Origin of the sequence: Mycobacterium sp. 050134 (assembly GCF_036409085.1) — a bacterium.
Classification (GTDB): Bacteria; Actinomycetota; Actinomycetes; order Mycobacteriales; family Mycobacteriaceae; genus Mycobacterium.
Genome location: NZ_JAZGLV010000015.1, coordinates 165689 through 181829, shown reverse-complemented (window position 1 = coordinate 181829; position 16141 = coordinate 165689). Strand labels below are relative to the sequence as shown.

Genomic DNA, 16141 nt, shown 5'->3' with positions numbered 1-16141 from the left:
TTGATCGTGGCGACCGCGGTGTGCTCGGCTGGCAGCAACTGCCGAAACTTCGGAAACTCTGCGTCCAGCAACCGGGTATGCCGGCATCCGCCGCGGCCAGGAAGAACCCGTCGAAGAAGCGGGTGCGGATGCCCATCATCTGGGCCATGCGGACCATCCCGAAGTCGCCGTTGTCGTCGACCTGCGCGGGATCCAGTTCGCCGCTTGCCAACCGGGTGAAGAAGTCGACGCCCACGGCCCGCACCAGCGGCTCCGCGAACGGATCGTCGATCAGTGGCTCGTCGCCGCGGCTGGCCAGCGCGCGGCCCACCGCCACACCGGTAGCGGTGGCTCCCACACCGTTGCCAAGGTCCCAGGTGTCGTCGTCCGTCCGTGCCATGTCCACCCCATCTCCGGTCGCCGTCAGGTCGAGCGCGAGGGTACGCCCGAACGATGACACGTGATGACCGGTGAGCGAGGTTCAAGAGGCGGGCGCATCCATGGAATGCTTGGTCCGATGCGGCATTACTACTCCGTGGACGCGATCCGCGAGGCGGAAGCCCCGCTGCTGGCCAGCCTGCCCGACGGTGCCCTGATGAAGCGCGCGGCGTTCGGGCTGGCCACCGAAATCCTCGGCGAGCTGAAGGCCCGCACGGGCGGGGTGGCCGGCCGCCGGGTCTGCGCGGTCGTCGGCTCGGGAGACAACGGTGGGGACGCCCTGTGGGCGGCGACGTTCGTCCGCCGCCGCGGCGCGGCGGCGGACGCGGTGCTGCTCAGCCCGGACCACACGCACCGCAAGGGGCTCGCCGCGCTGCTGCGGGCGGGTGGCCAGATCGTGGAAAAGGTCGCTCCGACAACCGATCTCGTCATCGACGGCGTGGTGGGCATCGCCGGCTCCGGGCCGCTGCGGCCGGCCGCGGCCGAAGTGTTCGCCGCGGTCGATCGCGCCGGCATCCCGGTGGTCGCCGTCGACATCCCCAGCGGCATCGACGTGGCGACCGGCGCCATCACCGGTCCGGCGGTGCACGCCGCGCTGACCGTCACCTTCGGTGGGCTCAAGCCCGTGCACGCGCTGGCCGACTGCGGGCGGGTCAGGCTCGTCGACATCGGGCTGAGCCTGTCCGAGACGGACCTGTTGGGCTTCGAGGCCGCCGACGTGGCCGCGCGCTGGCCGGTGCCCGGGCCGCACGACGACAAGTACACCCAAGGCGTGACGGGCGTGATGGCCGGCTCGTCGACGTATCCGGGGGCGGCCGTCCTGTGCACCGGCGCCGCCGTCGCCGCACACTCCGGGATGGTGCGCTACGCCGGCAGCGCGCACCGCGAGGTGCTGGCGCGGTGGCCCGAGGTGATCGCGTCGCCGACCCCGGCGGCGGCCGGCCGGGTGCAGTCCTGGGTCGTCGGGCCTGGGCTGGGCACCGACGACGTCGGGGCCGCGGCGCTGTGGTTCGCGCTGGAAACCGACCTGCCGGTGGTCGTCGACGCCGACGGGCTGACGATCCTGGCCGCGCACCCCGAACTGGTCGTCAGCCGCGCCGCGCCGACCGTGCTGACCCCGCACGCCGGTGAATTCGCCCGGCTCGCGGGGAACCCGCCCGGGGACGACCGCGTCGGCGCCTGCCGCAAGCTGGCCGACACGTTCGGCGCCACCGTGCTGCTCAAGGGGAACGTCACCGTCATCGCCGATCCCGGCGGTCCGGTCTACCTCAATCCAGCCGGGCAGTCCTGGGCGGCCACCGCCGGCTCCGGCGACGTGCTGTCCGGGATGATCGGCGCGCTGCTGGCCTCCGGCCTGCCCGCCGCCGAGGCCGCGGCGGCCGCGGCGTTCGTGCACGCGCGCGCGGCGGCGCTGGCGGCGGCCGACCCGGGCCCCGGTGACGCGCCGACGTCGTCGTCCCGCATGGTTCCGCACATCAGGGCCGCGCTGGCCGCCCTTTAGGACCCCAGGAAAGGATTCCGCAGTGCCCCAACACCCGTCCCTGCCCGCACACGCGATCACCCCCGCCTACACCGGCCGGCTGTTCACCGCCCCGGTGCCCGCGCTGCGGATGCCCGACGAGTCGATGGACCCGGAGGCCGCGTACCGCTTCATCCACGACGAGCTGATGCTCGACGGCAGCTCCCGGCTGAACCTGGCGACGTTCGTGACGACGTGGATGGACCCGGAGGCCGGAAGGCTGATGGCCGAGACGTTCGACAAGAACATGATCGACAAGGACGAGTACCCGGCGACCGCGGCGATCGAGCAGCGCTGCGTGTGCATGGTGGCCGACCTGTTCCACGCCGAGGCCCTGGACGACGCCGACCCCTCCAGCGCCTGCGGCGTGTCCACCATCGGCTCCAGCGAGGCCGTCATGCTGGGCGGGCTGGCGATGAAGTGGCGGTGGCGGGCGAAGGTCGGGAAGGGCTGGGAGAGCCGCCGGCCGAACCTGGTGATGGGGTCCAACGTCCAGGTGGTCTGGGAGAAGTTCTGCCGCTACTTCGACGTCGAACCGCGCTACCTGCCGATGGAGGAAGGGCGGTATGTCATCACCCCCGAGCAGGTCGTCGACGCCGTCGACGAGGACACCATCGGCGTGGTGGCGATCCTCGGGACCACCTACACCGGCGAGCTGGAGCCCGTCGCCGACATCTGTGCGGCCCTGGACAAGCTGGCCGCCGGCGGCGGGGTGGACGTGCCAGTGCACGTCGACGCCGCCAGCGGCGGGTTCGTGGTGCCGTTCCTGCACCCCGAGCTCAAGTGGGACTTCCGGCTGCCGCGGGTGGTGTCGATCAACGTCAGCGGCCACAAGTACGGGTTGACCTACCCCGGCGTCGGGTTCGTGGTGTGGCGCAGCAAGGAGTACCTGCCCGAGGACCTGGTGTTCCACGTCAACTACCTGGGCGGCGACATGCCGACCTTCACGCTGAACTTCTCCCGTCCCGGCAACCAGGTGGTGGGCCAGTACTACAACTTCCTGCGGCTGGGCCGCGACGGCTACACCAAGGTGATGCACGCCCTGTCCGGCACGGCCCGCTGGCTGGGTGAGCAGCTGCGCGTCAGCGAGCACTTCGAGCTGGTTTCGGACGGGTCGGCGATCCCGGTGGTGGCGTTCCGGCTGTCCGGGGACCGCGGGTACACCGAGTTCGACGTCTCCCACGAGCTGCGGACCTACGGCTGGCAGGTGCCCGCCTACACCATGCCCGACAACGCCACCGATGTGTCCGTGCTGCGCATCGTGGTGCGGGAGGGCTTGTCGGCCGACCTGGCGCGCGCGCTGCACGACGACGCGGTCTCGGCGCTCACCGCCCTCGACAAGGTCAAGCCCGGTGGCCACTACGACGCGCAGCACTTCGCGCACTGATTTCCCGGCGCCAGGGGCACTTCTGGGACAATGGCGGCCATGAGCGGGCGGGCCGTTGCGCCGATAACCCTGACGCCCGGCGTCCTCGCCGAGGCCGTCGTGGACCTGAGCGCCGTCGAGCACAACGTGCGGGTGCTCCGCGAGCATGCCGGAGCGGCGCAGGTCATGGCCGTCGTCAAGGCCGACGGCTACGGCCACGGCGCCACCCAGGTGGCCCGCGCCGCGCTGGCGGCCGGGGCGGCCGAGCTCGGCGTCGCCACCGTCGACGAGGCGCTCGCGCTGCGCGCCGACGGAATCACCGCCCCGGCGCTGGCCTGGCTGCACTCGCCCGGCGCCGACTTCGGGCCTGCGCTGCTCGCGGACGTCGAGATCGCCGTCTCCTCGGAACGCCAGCTCGACGAGGTGCTGGACGCGGTGCGCCGGACCGGCCGGACCGCGACGCTGACGGTCAAGGTTGACACCGGCCTCAACCGCAACGGGGTGCCGCCGTCGCAGTGGCCGGCGATGGTCGCCGCGCTGCGCCGGGCCGTCGCCGACGACGCCGTCCGGCTGCGCGGGCTGATGTCGCACATGGTGTTCGCCGACCAGCCGGAAAACCCCATCAACGACATTCAGGCGCAACGGTTTCGCGACCTGAAGGAGCAGGCTCGCGGCGCCGGGTTGCGGTTCGAGGTGGGCCACCTGTCGAATTCGTCGGCCACGATGGCGCGCCCAGACCTCGCCCTCGACCTGGTGCGGCCCGGCATCGCGGTGTACGGCCTGAGCCCCGTGCCGGAACTCGGCGACATGGGGCTGGTGCCGGCGATGACGGTGAAATGCCCGGTGGCGCTGGTCAAGTCGGTGCGGGCAGGGGAGGGCGTGTCGTATGCGCACACCTGGATCGCCGAGCGCGACACCACCGTGGCGCTGCTGCCGGTCGGTTACGCCGACGGAATCTTCCGCGCGCTCGGCGGCCGCCTGGAGGTGCAGATCAACGGCAGGCGCCGGCCGGGCGTCGGGCGCGTCTGCATGGACCAATTCGTGGTGGACCTCGGCCCCGGCCGGCCCGACGTCGCCGAGGGCGACGAGGCGATCCTGTTCGGCCCGGGCGCCGGCGGCGAACCGACCGCGCAGGACTGGGCCGACCTGCTCGGCACGATTCACTACGAGGTGGTGACCAGCCCGCGTGGGCGCATCACCCGGACCTACCGCGGGGCGCGAACCGTTGAGTCCTGACCAACGCCGCCGGGGCAGGGGCAAGGCCTGGCTCGCGGGTGGCGCCGGGCTCACCGCCCTCGCCACCATCGTCGGGGCCTCGGCCCGCCGCTCGATGACCCAGCGCGCCGCCAACGCCGAAGACCCTTACGCGGGTGAGGATTTCGACACGATCGACGACGACCGTGGGTACGTGGTCACCACCCCCGACGGGGTGCCGCTCGCGGTCCGCGAGGCCGGCCCGGAGGACGCCCTCGTGACGCTGGTGTTCGTGCACGGGTTCTGTCTGCGCATGGGTGCCTTCCACTTTCAGCGCACCCGGCTCCCGGAACGACTGTGTCGCGACGTCCGGATGGTTTTCTACGATCAGCGCGGGCACGGCAGTTCGGGGGAGGCCTCACCCGAGACCTATACCCTGACCCACCTCGGCCAGGACCTGCAGAGCGTGCTGAAGGTGGCCGCGCCCCGCGGGGTGGTCGTGCTCGTCGGCCACTCGATGGGCGGCATGACGGTGCTGTCCCACGCCCGCCAGTTCCCCGACCAGTACGGGCGCCGCATCGTCGGGGCGGCCATCATCTCCTCGGCCGCCGAGGGCGTCACCCGGTCGCCGCTCGGCGAGATCCTGAAAAACCCCGCGTTGGAAGCGTTTCGGTTCACCGCGCGCTCGGCGCCGAAGCTGATGCATCGCGGCCGCAACGTGTCCCGGTCGCTGATCGGCCCCGTGCTGCGGGCGGCGTCCTACAGCGACCTGCAGGTCAGCCGCAGCCTCGACGCGTTCTCCCAGCGGATGATGAACGGCACACCGATTCCCACCATGGTCGGGTTTCTCGACGCCCTCGAGCACCACGACGAGACCGCCGGGCTGTGGACGTTGCTGCGGATCCCGACGCTGATCGCCTGCGGCGACCACGACCTGCTCACCCCGGACGAATACTCGCGCAAGATGGCGGCGTCGCTGCCGCAATCCGAGCTGGTCATCGTGCCCGGCGCCAGCCACCTGGCGCTGCTGGACAAGCCCGAGGCCATCAACGACGGGCTGGTCCGGTTGGTCAAGCGCGCCACCCCCGGCCGGATGGGGCTGGCCGCCCGGCGGCTGCGGGAAAGGCTGCGCGGTGGATAGCTTCGCGGCAAACGGGCGGGCCGGCACCGCCACGTGTGAGCGCGTCGAGGACACGCTCGCGCTGGGGTCGCGGCTGGGCGGGCAGCTGCGCGCCGGCGACGTGGTGGTCCTCTCGGGGCCGCTCGGGGCGGGAAAGACCGTGCTGGCCAAGGGGATCGCCGCGGCCATGGACGTCGACGGCCCGGTCACCTCGCCGTCGTACGTGCTCGCCCGCGCGCATCCGGCGCGCCGCCCCGGGGCGCCGGCGATGATCCACGTGGACATGTACCGCTTGCTCGACGAATCCGGCGCCGACCTGCTCGGTGAGCTCGACTCGCTGGACCTCGACAGCGATCTCGACGACTCCGTTGTCGTGGTCGAGTGGGGCGAGGGCCTGGCCGAGCGGTTGGCCGAGCGTCACCTCGACGTCCGCCTCGAGCGGCTCAGCGGGTCCGACGTGCGGATCGCGACCTGGGAGTGGTCGTGATCGTCCTGGCCCTGGATACCGCGACGCCGGCCGTGACGGCCGGGATCGTGCGCGTCGGGGATGGCGCCGTGCTGGCCGAGCGGGTCACCGTCGACGCGCGGGCGCACGCCGAACGGCTCACCCCCAACGCGGTGGCCGCGCTGGCCGACGCCGGGCTGACGATGGCCGACCTCGACGCGGTGGTGGTGGGCTGCGGTCCGGGACCGTTCACGGGGCTGCGGGCCGGGATGGCGACCGCGGCCGCCTACGGGCACGCGCTGGGCGTCCCGGTGCGCGGCGTGTGCAGCCTGGACGCCATCGGGGTCCGCACCACCGGCGAGGTGCTGGTGGTCACCGACGCCCGTCGGCGCGAGGTGTACTGGGCGCGCTACCGCGACGGGTTTCGGATGGCGGGCCCGGGAGTCAACGCCCCCGGCGACGTGGATCCCGGCGCGGCGCGGGCGGTGGCCGGCTCGCGGGAGCATGCCGCGCCTTTCGACCTGCCGCATTGCGGACCGGTCTACCCGACACCTGCCGGGCTGGTCGCCGCGGTGCCCGATTGGTCGGAGCGCCCCTTGCCGCTGGTGGCGCTGTACCTGCGTCGCCCGGACGCCAAACCGATGGCGGCGCGCGAATGACCGCCCCCAGCGAACCCGTCACGCTCGGCGCGTTGATGCCCGCCGACGCCGCACGCTGCGCCGAGCTGGAACGGCAGCTGTTCGACGGCGATGACCCGTGGCCCGCGGCGGCCTTCAACCGCGAGCTGGCCAGCCGGCACAACCACTACGTGGCCGCGCGGGTCGGCGGCGCGCTCGTCGGGTACGCCGGCATCTCGCGGCTCGGCCGCACCCCGCCGTTCGAGTACGAGGTCCACACCATCGGAGTGGACCGGACATATCAGGGGCGGGGCATCGGCCGCCGGCTGCTCGGGCAGTTGCTGGAATTCGCCGACGGCGGCGTCGTCTACCTCGAGGTCCGCACCGACAACGAGCCGGCCATCGCGCTGTATCGCAGCGTGGGGTTCGAGCAGGTCGGACTGCGCAAGCGCTACTACCGGGTCAGCGGCGCCGACGCCTATACGATGCGGCGGGAAGCGCTCACATGACGATCATCTTGGCCATCGAAACCTCGTGCGACGAAACGGGAGTCGGCATCGCCCGGCTCGACGGGAACGGCACGGTCACGTCATTGGCCGACGAGGTGGCCTCCAGCGTCGACGAACACGTCCGCTTCGGTGGCGTCGTCCCCGAGATCGCCTCGCGGGCGCACCTGGAGGCGCTCGGCCCCACCATGCGCCGCGCGCTGGCGGCGGCCGGAATCGACAAGCCCGACGTCGTCGCCGCGACGATCGGGCCCGGGCTGGCCGGCGCCCTGCTGGTCGGCGTGGCGGCCGCCAAGGCGTACGCCGCCGCCTGGGGCGTCCCGTTCTACGCGGTCAACCACCTGGGCGGGCACCTGGCCGCCGACGTCTATGAACACGGGCCGCTGCCCGAATGCGTGGCGCTGCTGGTCTCCGGCGGGCACACCCACCTCCTGCACGTGCGCTCCCTCGGCGAGCCGATGATCGAGCTCGGCAGCACCGTGGACGACGCCGCGGGCGAGGCGTACGACAAGGTAGCGCGGCTGCTGGGGCTGGGCTACCCGGGCGGCAAGGTGCTCGACGACCTGGCCCGCACCTGCGACCGGGACCCCGCGGAGATCCCCGCGTTCCCGCGCGGCATGACCGGGCCCGGCGACGACCCGTACGCGTTCAGCTTCTCCGGGCTCAAGACCGCCGTCGCGCGCTACATCGAGAGCCACCCGGACGCCGCCGGCGCCGATGTCGCCGCCGGCTTCCAGGAGGCCGTCGCCGACGTGCTGACGAAGAAGGCGGTGCGCGCGGCCGGCGGGCTCGGGGTTTCGACGCTGCTGATCGCCGGGGGAGTGGCCGCCAATTCGCGGTTGCGCGAGCTGGCCGAGGAGCGCTGCGCGGCGGCCGGCCTGACGTTGCGGATCCCCAGGCCCCGGCTCTGCACCGACAACGGGGCCATGATCGCGTCCTTCGCCGCGCACCTCGTCGCCGCCGGGGCGTCGCCGTCACCGCTGGACGTGCCGAGCGACCCGGGCCTACCGGTGGTAAAAGGCCAGGTCAGCTGATCGCTTCTGGCGAACATCCAGGAAGCAGCATGGCGGCCTTGAGTGCTAGCACTCGCGTGTATAGAGTGCTAGGTGGCAATCGGGCGCTCCCCTGCGTCGGCACCCGCGACGACGGCGCGAGGACACGGCCGAATGCCGAACACCTGATAATCCGGACGGCCCGGGGCTTGCCCCGACCGACCGCCAACTCCGGTCCGGAGACCCGGACCCGATCTCAAGTGGAGGGCTCCAATCGTGGCGAAGGTGAACATCAAGCCACTCGAGGACAAGATTCTCGTGCAGGCCAACGAGGCCGAGACCACGACCGCGTCCGGTCTGGTCATTCCTGACACCGCCAAGGAGAAGCCGCAGGAAGGCACCGTCGTCGCCGTCGGCCCCGGTCGCTGGGACGAGGACGGCGAGAAGCGGATCCCGCTGGACGTGTCCGAGGGTGACACCGTCATCTACAGCAAGTACGGCGGCACCGAGATCAAGTACAACGGCGAGGAATATCTCATCCTGTCGGCCCGCGACGTTCTGGCTGTCGTTTCCAAGTAAGCACCGTGTTCCGCCCCGGCGATCCCCGCAGATGACCGCGGGTGATTTCCGGGGCGGCATGCGTAGAGGGGCGTGAAGGAGCCTGATGAGCAAGGTTATTGAGTACGACGAAACCGCGCGCCGCGCCATGGAGGCGGGCGTCAACAAGCTCGCCGACGCGGTCCGCGTGACGCTGGGCCCGCACGGCCGCCACGTGGTGCTGGCCAAGGCCTTCGGCGGCCCCACGGTCACCAACGACGGAGTCACCGTCGCGCGCGAGATCGAACTGGAGGACCCGTTCGAGAACCTGGGCGCCCAGCTGGTGAAGTCGGTGGCCACCAAGACCAACGACGTCGCGGGTGACGGCACCACGACCGCGACCGTGCTGGCGCAGGCGCTGGTCAAGGGCGGCCTGCGGCTGGTCGCCGCCGGCGTCAACCCCATCGAACTGGGCTCCGGCATCAGCAAGGCCGCCGACGCCGTGTCCGAGGCGCTGCTGGCCGCGGCCACCCCGGTCTCCGGCAAGGACGCGATCGCCCAGGTGGCGACCGTCTCATCGCGCGACGCGCGGCTGGGCGAGCTGGTCGGCGAGGCGATGAGCAAGGTCGGCGCCGACGGCGTGGTCAGCATCGAGGAGTCCTCCACCCTGAGCACCGAGCTGGAGTTCACCGAGGGCGTCGGCTTCGACAAGGGCTTCCTGTCGGCCTACTTCGTCACCGACTTCGACTCCCAGGAGGCGGTCCTCGACGATCCGCTGATCCTGCTGCACCAGGACAAGATCAGCTCGCTGCCCGACCTGCTGCCGATCCTGGAGAAGGTCGCCGAGGCCGGCAAGCCGCTGGTGATCATCGCCGAGGACATCGAGGGCGAGGCCCTGGCGACGCTGGTCGTCAACTCCATCCGCAAGACGCTGCGGGCCGTGGCGGTCAAGGCGCCGTTCTTCGGTGACCGGCGCAAGGCGTTCCTGCAGGACCTGGCGATCGTGACCGGCGGCGAGGTGGTCAACCCCGACACCGGTCTGCTGCTGCGCGAGGTCGGTCTCGAGGTGCTGGGCTCGGCGCGCCGCGTCGTGGTCAGCAAGGACGACACGATCGTCGTCGACGGCGGCGGCTCGAAAGAGGCGGTCGAGGGCCGCATCAAGCAGCTGCGCGCCGAGATCGAGGCGAGCGACTCGGACTGGGACCGCGAGAAGCTGCAGGAGCGGCTGGCCAAGCTCGCCGGCGGCGTGGCCGTCATCAAGGTCGGCGCGGCCACCGAGACCGCCCTCAAGGAGCGCAAGGAAAGCGTGGAGGACGCCGTCGCGGCCGCGAAGGCCGCCGTGGAAGAGGGCATCGTCTCGGGTGGCGGCACCGCGCTGCTGCAGGCGCGCAAGGCGCTGAAGGAGCTGAGCGGCTCGCTGTCGGGAGACGAGGCGCTCGGGGTCGACGTGTTCTCCGAGGCGCTGGGCGCGCCGCTGTACTGGATCGCCACCAACGCCGGGCTCGACGGGTCGGTCGTGCTGAACAAGGTCTCGGAACTGCCCGCGGGACAAGGGCTCAACGCCGAGACCCTCACCTACGGCGACCTGGTGGCCGAGGGCGTCATCGACCCGGTCAAGGTGACCCGGTCGGCGGTGGTCAATGCCGCCTCGGTGGCCCGGATGGTGCTCACCACCGAGACCGCGGTGGTGGAGAGGCCCGCGGAGGCGGAAGACGACCACGGCCATGGGCATGGTCACCACCATCACTGAGTAGCGAAGCGAAGCGCCCCGGTCATCTGGCCGGGGCGTTTTCGTTGCTGGGCCGGCTCATGCGTCTGGTCGCGCGCCGCGGGCCTCGCTCCTCGGATTCGATTTGTTGGGATCGGTAGCGAGGCGGGGCTTGTGCACTGGTAGGCACGTACACACCAGAGAGGACGGCCATCATGCTGTTTGCCCGCACGACCAAGACACTCATCGCCGGTGCACTGCTGGCGGGGGGTACCGCACTGACCGGGTGGGGCGTGGGCGTCGCGCACGCGGACACGATGGCACCGCACCGCTGGTGCCCGGGCAACCCGAAGCAGATGCCTTACGTCGTGAACCAATACATCGACTGGGACTGGAACGTCTGCCACACCTGGTACCCGACCCAATACGGGATGGGCAACGTCACCATGCAGGGCCGGCCGACCTCGATCTGGGACGGCGACAACCCGCCGATCGAGGCGATCACCATCAGGCACTGCCCTCCGATCAGCTTCATGTGCCCCTAGCGGGGCCAGCTCGGGAATGCGGATGCCGCCCGGCGCCGTTGCAGTGGTGCGTGACTATTCGCCTCGGACTGCAGATTCCCAACTTCTCCTACGGAACGCCGGTCGCCGAATTGTTTCCCGCCGTCAAGGCTCAGGCCCAGGAGGCCGAGAGCGCGGGATTCGACACCGTGCTGCTGATGGATCACTTCTATCAATTGCCTGGACTGGGTGAACCCGACGAACCGATGCTGGAGGCGTACACCGCGCTCGGCGCCCTGGCGGCGTCCGTGGAGCGCGTGCAGCTGTCGACGCTGGTGACCGGCAACACCTATCGCAACCCCACCCTGCTGGCCAAGACGATCACGACGCTGGACGTCGTCAGCGCCGGCCGGGCCATCCTCGGCATCGGGGCGGGCTGGTTCGAACTCGAGCACCAACAATTGGGCTTCGAGTTCGGCAGTTTCACCGAGCGGTTCGAGAAGCTGGAGGAGGCGCTGCAGATCATCGTGCCGATGCTGCACGGCGAGCGGCCGACGTTCGACGGCAAGTGGTACCACGCCGAAAGCGCGATCAACGAGCCGCGCTATCGCGACCATATCCCCGTCATGCTCGGCGGTAGCGGCGAGAAGAAGACCTTCCGTCTGGCGGCCCGCTACGCCGACCACCTCAACGTCATCGCCGACATCGACGAGCTGCCCCGCAAGCTCGAGGTGCTCCGGCAGCGCTGCGCCGAAATTGACCGTGATCCATCGACTTTGGAGACGAGCTGCCTGCTAACGGTCGTGCTCGACGGTTACGGCGCGCCCCGGGACATCGGCGAGGCCCGCGGCGGCCGGGCGGTCATCGGGACGCCCGAGCAGGTGGCCGACGAGATCAAACGCCGGGTGCTCGACGCGGGCATCGACGGCGTGATCATCAACCTGCCGACGCACCGCTACACCCCCGGCGTGATCACCGCGGCGGGTGAGGCGCTCAGCCCGTTGCTTTGACGCCGGGCCAGATCAGCTGAGGCCTGGCCTCAGCTGCCGGGCGGCAGGCTGTTGGTCGTCACCGTCTTGCTCGGCGTGGAGGTGCCGGTCGGCGGGCTGGTGACCGTGACCGTGCTGGTGCTCGTGCTCGTCGACGGTGGTGGTACGGCGGTCGTGGTGGTGATCGTGGTGACGCTGGTCGTCGTCTCGGTGGACGAGGTGCTCGACGAGGCGGTGGAGGCCGCGGCGATGACGCCGCAGGCGACTCGCTTGCTCGACTCCGCGGCGGGAGTGCTGCCCAAGTTGTCGGCGTCCTGGTGGATCACGAGCGCGGTGCCCGAGCTGTTCCGCAGGTCCGCAGCGGTGAACGCGTTGCTGGTGGTGACGAGTTTCGCCGAGCCGTCGGAGCGCACCTCGAGCGCGGTGAGGTCACCGCTGGCGGGAAAGCCGGTGTGTCCGGACGCCTGGTACACCGACCCGGCGGAATTGAAGTCACCGGTCGGGCCGCCCGCCGGTGCGCTCGAATTCGGCTCGCATTTGCCGATCGCGTGGATCTGCAACCCGTGAAACCCCGGGCTGAGCACCTGGTTCGGCCCCGCCTCGACCGTCACGGTCGCGTAGCCGTTGGCGAAATCGAAAGTCGCGGTTGCGATCTGACTTCCGTCGGCGCCCTTGAGCTGGGTGCTCATCCGTTCCGTGCCGGGTGGGGCGCTGGAGGGCGACGTAGTGGCCTGGTTGCCGGTTTGGTTCGCGCAGGCGCCCAGTGGCGCGATGGCGGTGAGCGCGGTGACCGCGAATGTCAGGCCCCTGTTCATGCGCCGTGCCTACCCAAATCGACCGGGGTCGAAACGGCGGCTCGCCGGACTCGCCTCGGTGCCAGTCCCGCCACCAGACATAAGCCACGGCGCGGCTTGCCGGCGTGTCGCCGCCGTGGTTGCTGTGTCGCGGACCGCGAGAGCCCGGTCAGAGCCCGGCGATGACGATGCCGACGCCGATCACGATTGCGACCGAGACCAGCAGAAGCCGACGACCCTCTCCTTCGCACGCCGACGACTCCTGCCCGCCCGCGGCCGTGCCCAGATTGTGCGGCAGGTCGAGGCTTCGAGGTGACTCGAAAGCGCCATCCGCGGGTTCTTCAACTTCGTCAACGCCGGGACGGCGAACCCGGTGAGCAAACCGATCAGGAACACGCCTGCATGGGCAAACAGTATCGGGGCGGCCCGAAGGCCGCGGCCGAAAACCCGCGAACGGGCTGCGAGAAACTGGCTGCGAAACTGGCTAAGCCGTGCGGCGGATGCCCCGGTTGCGGCCGATGTCACCCTTCAGCAGCAGGTCGCGCTCGGATTCGGACAGCCCGCCCCAGACGCCGTAGGGCTCACCGACCTCGAGGGCGTGGGAGCGGCACTCCTGGATCACCGGGCAGCGGCGGCACATCTCTTTGGCGCGCTGCTCGCGCTGCATGCGTGCGCGGCCGCGCTCGCCGTCGGGGTGAAAGAACATCGAGGAGTCAACGCCGCGGCACAGGCCCTGCAGTTGCCAGTTCCAGATGTCGGCGTTGGGGCCAGGTAGCTGCTCCGGCTGTGGCATGTGGTTGTTCCCTCTCTGCACGGGTCGCCAAGTGAGGTCCGCCAAGCGTCCGAGAATGGATGTGTCTATCTAATTTTGGAGTGGCGTCACCGATGACTACCTGTCAATCGTTGAACTTAGGTGCGCCAATGAATTGCCGTCAATAGCCAGTTAGATGGGCAAAATATGTAACGGTTGGCGGAGAATTTACGCCGCGTTCATCTGTAACGCATTAGCGCGACGGCGGGCGTGCTACCAGGCAACTTCGCCTGATGGAGATTGCCCAGCTCAGGGCGCGGAAGAGTGGGGACGGCTATTAGTACAGGGGTAGTGGTGATTAACAGTATGGCAACACGGACACCACAAACTGTTTACTGGTCACCGTGATTGAAACGCGTCACAGTGCCGGCGTGGACCGGCGGCTGGCCACCGCCGCCTTCGGCGACCGGCCCGGCCAATGGCCCCTCCCGACGGCGGCCACCCCGCAACAGCTGTGGCTGCGCGCCGTCGCGTGCGGTGGCCAGGGCCGGTATGGCAGCGCCTATCGGGATCTCGCGACCCTGCGCCGCACCGGTGACCGGCGGTTGGTTTCGCTGGCGCACAGCACGCAGGGATCGTTTCTGCGCCAACAGGGTTGGCACACCCTGGCGCGCGGCTGGGACGGCCGAGCGCTGGCGCTGGCCGGCGGGGATGACGAGGCGCGCGCCGATGCCCTGATCGGGCTCGCGGCCGACGCGCTGGGGATCGGCCGCTTCGCGGCCGCGGCGGCGTTGCTGCGGCGCGCGGACGCGGTGCTCGCGGGCGGGGCGGTGCCCGCCCGGTTGCCGGTGCGCCGCGGGTGGGTCTGCGCCGAGCTGGCCATGGCCTCCGGGGACGGCGAGGCCGCCGTGAGGCATGCCGCGGAGGCGGTGGAACTCGCCCGGGCCATGCGGCTGACCGGGGAGCACGCCCCGGCGCGGCACCTGCTCAAGAGCGACGTCGTGCTCGCCGCCGCGCTGTGCAGCGCGGGGCGCATCGAGCGCGCCCGCGCGGTCGCCGAACCGGCCCTCGACGAGGCCGGCCGGCTGGGATTGGTACCCCTGCGGTGGGCGCTCGCCTGCTTGCTGATCGATATCGGATGCGTCACATTTTCGGCACAAAAGGTGCAGGATGTTCGCGATATCTGCGCAGGCCAGGTGCGCCACGCCGGGGGAACCTGGCGTTCCGCTTAAAACGGCATTCCGGCCGTTATTGTCATTGCCGTGAGTTAGCCCGCGATGTGTCCCGTTCGTAACGTTGGAGATACCGCCGTCGATGACAATTCAAGGGGAACGTCTCGACGCTGTGGTTGCGGAGGCCGTGGCGGGAGACCGGAATGCACTACGGGAGGTGCTGGAGACCATCCGTCCGATCGTCGTCCGATATTGCCGAGCGCGAGTCGGCACCGTCGATCGGGGTGGTCTGTCAGCCGACGACGTAGCACAGGAGGTGTGTTTGGCCACCATCACGGCGCTGCCTCGCTACCGCGACCGGGGACGCCCGTTCCTGGCCTTCCTGTACGGCATCGCTGCCCACAAGGTCGCCGACGCCCACCGGGCCGCCGGCCGTGACCTTGCCTACCCGTCCGAATCCCTACCGGAGCGCTGGTCACCCGACGCAGGCCCCGAGCAGCGCGCCATCGAAGCGGACTCGGTCAGCCGGATGAGCGAGCTGCTGGAAATCCTGCCCGCGAAGCAGCGGGAGATCCTGATCCTGCGGGTGGTCGTCGGCCTGTCCGCCGAGGAGACCGCCGCCGCCGTCGGCAGCACCCCCGGGGCCGTCCGGGTGGCGCAGCATCGCGCGCTGTCGCGGCTCAAGTCCGAGATCGTTGCGGCGGGTGACTGTGCCTGAATTCGGTTACAGCTTCGGTGATCAGCCCGCCCTGGACGAGGTGGCCCAGACCGACCTGCTGCTCGACGCCCTCGCCGAGCGCCGGCCCGTCCGCCTCGAGGACCCCGACGAGGACGTGCTGGCCACGCTGTTGGAGGACTGGCGCGACAACCTCCGGTGGCCGCCGGCCAGCGCGCTGGTCGCCCCGGAGGAGGCCATCCGGGCCCTGCACGACGGGCTGACGATCCGCCGCCGGGGCCGGCGCGGCCTGGCGACCGTCGGGTCGGTCGCCGCGGCCCTGCTGGTGCTGAGCGGGTTCAGCGCCATGGTGGTGGAGGCCCGACCCGGCGACACGCTGTACGGACTGCATGCGATGTTCTTCGACCAACCGAGGGTCAACGAGAACCAGATCATGCTGTCCGCCAAGGCCCACCTGGCCAAGGTTCAGCAAATGATCGACGACGGTCAATGGGACCAGGCCCACAACCAGCTGGCTGAGGTCAGCAGCACCGTGCAGTCGATGAACGACGGGGCCGACCGGCACGACCTGATCGACCAGGTGAACCTGCTGAACACGCGGGTCGAATCCCGCAACCCGAACGCCACACTGCCCCCGGCCGCGTCGACGACGGGAAGCTGGACCCCGACCCCGGCCCCGAGCTCGGCCCCCACGCCGACACCCGAACCGAGCGCTTCACCGTCGCCGAGCGTGCCCGCAAGCCCCTCGACGAGCCCGTCGTCGGGTCGGCAGCACCACCATCATCACGGCCAGACGACGAGTCCGGTGGCACCGGCCACCGACCCGTGATGGGTA

At 70.5% G+C, this 16141-nt stretch carries 17 protein-coding genes and 3 pseudogenes; 15 read left to right on the top strand and 5 right to left on the bottom strand.

Annotation, left to right across the window (positions count from 1 at the left end; translation table 11 throughout):
- Together SKC42_RS19160 and SKC42_RS19155 are read right to left on the bottom strand one after the other, a co-directional pair.
- A pseudogene (locus SKC42_RS19160) lies at positions 1–83 on the bottom strand (hypothetical protein); the annotation flags it as partial.
- A pseudogene (locus SKC42_RS19155) lies at positions 77–379 on the bottom strand (class I SAM-dependent methyltransferase); the annotation flags it as partial. The pseudogenes SKC42_RS19155 and SKC42_RS19160, both read right to left, overlap by 7 nt.
- Before the next feature lie 117 nt (positions 380–496).
- On the opposite strand from SKC42_RS19155, the gene SKC42_RS19150 reads away from it, so the two are divergent.
- The 12 genes from SKC42_RS19150 (at position 497) to SKC42_RS19095 (ending at position 11934) form a co-directional block, all read left to right on the top strand.
- The gene (locus SKC42_RS19150) at positions 497–1918 is read left to right on the top strand and encodes an NAD(P)H-hydrate dehydratase (protein ID WP_330965846.1); all 1422 of its coding nucleotides are present in this window, start codon (positions 497–499) and stop codon (positions 1916–1918) included.
- Between the two features lie 22 nt (positions 1919–1940).
- The gene (locus SKC42_RS19145; protein WP_330965845.1) at positions 1941–3323 is read left to right on the top strand and encodes a glutamate decarboxylase; all 1383 of its coding nucleotides are present in this window, start codon (positions 1941–1943) and stop codon (positions 3321–3323) included.
- Between the two features lie 39 nt (positions 3324–3362).
- Positions 3363–4538 (top strand): alanine racemase, encoded by a 1176-nt coding sequence (gene alr / locus SKC42_RS19140; RefSeq protein ID WP_330965844.1) that lies wholly within the window; start codon positions 3363–3365, stop codon positions 4536–4538.
- Positions 4528–5637: an alpha/beta fold hydrolase gene (locus SKC42_RS19135; RefSeq protein ID WP_330965843.1), complete on the top strand. Its 1110-nt coding sequence runs from the start codon at positions 4528–4530 to the stop codon at positions 5635–5637. The genes alr and SKC42_RS19135 overlap by 11 nt, the downstream gene beginning before the upstream one ends.
- Positions 5630–6103, top strand: coding sequence for a tRNA (adenosine(37)-N6)-threonylcarbamoyltransferase complex ATPase subunit type 1 TsaE (gene tsaE, locus SKC42_RS19130; protein WP_330965842.1), 474 nt, complete (start codon positions 5630–5632; stop codon positions 6101–6103). The genes SKC42_RS19135 and tsaE overlap by 8 nt, the downstream gene beginning before the upstream one ends.
- Positions 6094–6720, top strand: coding sequence for a tRNA (adenosine(37)-N6)-threonylcarbamoyltransferase complex dimerization subunit type 1 TsaB (tsaB, locus tag SKC42_RS19125; protein ID WP_330965841.1), 627 nt, complete (start codon positions 6094–6096; stop codon positions 6718–6720). The genes tsaE and tsaB overlap by 10 nt, the downstream gene beginning before the upstream one ends.
- Entirely contained in the window at positions 6717–7187 is a 471-nt protein-coding gene (rimI, locus tag SKC42_RS19120) for a ribosomal protein S18-alanine N-acetyltransferase (RefSeq protein WP_330965840.1), read from the top strand. Before tsaB ends, rimI begins: the two co-directional genes overlap by 4 nt.
- A complete protein-coding gene (gene tsaD, locus SKC42_RS19115; RefSeq protein ID WP_330965839.1) occupies positions 7184–8218 on the top strand; it encodes a tRNA (adenosine(37)-N6)-threonylcarbamoyltransferase complex transferase subunit TsaD in 1035 nt (344 codons plus the stop codon). The genes rimI and tsaD overlap by 4 nt, the downstream gene beginning before the upstream one ends.
- A gap of 234 nt (positions 8219–8452) precedes the next feature.
- A complete protein-coding gene (groES, locus tag SKC42_RS19110) occupies positions 8453–8755 on the top strand; it encodes a co-chaperone GroES (protein WP_007167930.1) in 303 nt (100 codons plus the stop codon).
- An 85-nt stretch (positions 8756–8840) separates the two neighbouring features.
- Complete coding sequence (groL, locus tag SKC42_RS19105; protein WP_330965838.1) at positions 8841–10463, top strand: chaperonin GroEL; 1623 nt, start codon at positions 8841–8843, stop codon at positions 10461–10463.
- 173 nt (positions 10464–10636) lie between these two features.
- Positions 10637–10966, top strand: coding sequence for a hypothetical protein (locus SKC42_RS19100; RefSeq protein WP_330965837.1), 330 nt, complete (start codon positions 10637–10639; stop codon positions 10964–10966).
- A gap of 50 nt (positions 10967–11016) precedes the next feature.
- Entirely contained in the window at positions 11017–11934 is a 918-nt protein-coding gene (locus SKC42_RS19095) for an LLM class F420-dependent oxidoreductase (RefSeq protein WP_330965836.1), read from the top strand.
- A gap of 29 nt (positions 11935–11963) precedes the next feature.
- On the opposite strand, the gene SKC42_RS19090 is transcribed toward SKC42_RS19095, so the two are convergent.
- The 3 genes and pseudogenes from SKC42_RS19090 to SKC42_RS19080 form a co-directional block, all read right to left on the bottom strand.
- A complete protein-coding gene (locus SKC42_RS19090; protein ID WP_330965835.1) occupies positions 11964–12728 on the bottom strand; it encodes a superoxide dismutase family protein in 765 nt (254 codons plus the stop codon).
- Between the two features lie 285 nt (positions 12729–13013).
- Positions 13014–13124 (bottom strand): annotated as a pseudogene (locus SKC42_RS19085) (hypothetical protein); the annotation flags it as partial.
- Between the two features lie 67 nt (positions 13125–13191).
- Positions 13192–13500 (bottom strand): WhiB family transcriptional regulator, encoded by a 309-nt coding sequence (locus SKC42_RS19080; protein WP_330965834.1) that lies wholly within the window; start codon positions 13498–13500, stop codon positions 13192–13194.
- Positions 13501–13862: 362 nt separating this feature from the next.
- Between SKC42_RS19080 and SKC42_RS19075 the strand changes: the two genes are divergently transcribed.
- The 3 genes from SKC42_RS19075 (at position 13863) to SKC42_RS19065 (ending at position 16135) form a co-directional block, all read left to right on the top strand.
- A complete protein-coding gene (locus SKC42_RS19075) occupies positions 13863–14690 on the top strand; it encodes a hypothetical protein (protein ID WP_330965833.1) in 828 nt (275 codons plus the stop codon).
- 82 nt (positions 14691–14772) lie between these two features.
- Complete coding sequence (locus tag SKC42_RS19070) at positions 14773–15348, top strand: sigma-70 family RNA polymerase sigma factor (RefSeq protein WP_330965832.1); 576 nt, start codon at positions 14773–14775, stop codon at positions 15346–15348.
- Positions 15341–16135 carry an anti-sigma-D factor RsdA gene (locus tag SKC42_RS19065; protein ID WP_330965858.1) on the top strand — a complete coding sequence of 265 codons (795 nt, stop codon included), beginning with the start codon at positions 15341–15343 and terminating at the stop codon, positions 16133–16135. The genes SKC42_RS19070 and SKC42_RS19065 overlap by 8 nt, the downstream gene beginning before the upstream one ends.
- Positions 16136–16141: the final 6 nt, after the last annotated feature.

Bases quoted from the DNA above. Each gene is read 5' to 3' on its own strand.
- SKC42_RS19150 (WP_330965846.1), top strand. From the start codon at position 497: ATGCGGCATTACTACTCCGTGGACGCGATCCGCGAGGCGGAAGCCCCG.
- alr (WP_330965844.1), top strand. From the start codon at position 3,363: ATGAGCGGGCGGGCCGTTGCGCCGATAACCCTGACGCCCGGCGTCCTC.
- rimI (WP_330965840.1), top strand. From the start codon at position 6,717: ATGACCGCCCCCAGCGAACCCGTCACGCTCGGCGCGTTGATGCCCGCC.
- tsaD (WP_330965839.1), top strand. From the start codon at position 7,184: ATGACGATCATCTTGGCCATCGAAACCTCGTGCGACGAAACGGGAGTC.
- groL (WP_330965838.1), top strand. From the start codon at position 8,841: ATGAGCAAGGTTATTGAGTACGACGAAACCGCGCGCCGCGCCATGGAG.
- SKC42_RS19100 (WP_330965837.1), top strand. From the start codon at position 10,637: ATGCTGTTTGCCCGCACGACCAAGACACTCATCGCCGGTGCACTGCTG.
- SKC42_RS19090 (WP_330965835.1), bottom strand. From the start codon at position 12,728: ATGAACAGGGGCCTGACATTCGCGGTCACCGCGCTCACCGCCATCGCG.
- SKC42_RS19080 (WP_330965834.1), bottom strand. From the start codon at position 13,500: ATGCCACAGCCGGAGCAGCTACCTGGCCCCAACGCCGACATCTGGAAC.
- SKC42_RS19070 (WP_330965832.1), top strand. From the start codon at position 14,773: ATGACAATTCAAGGGGAACGTCTCGACGCTGTGGTTGCGGAGGCCGTG.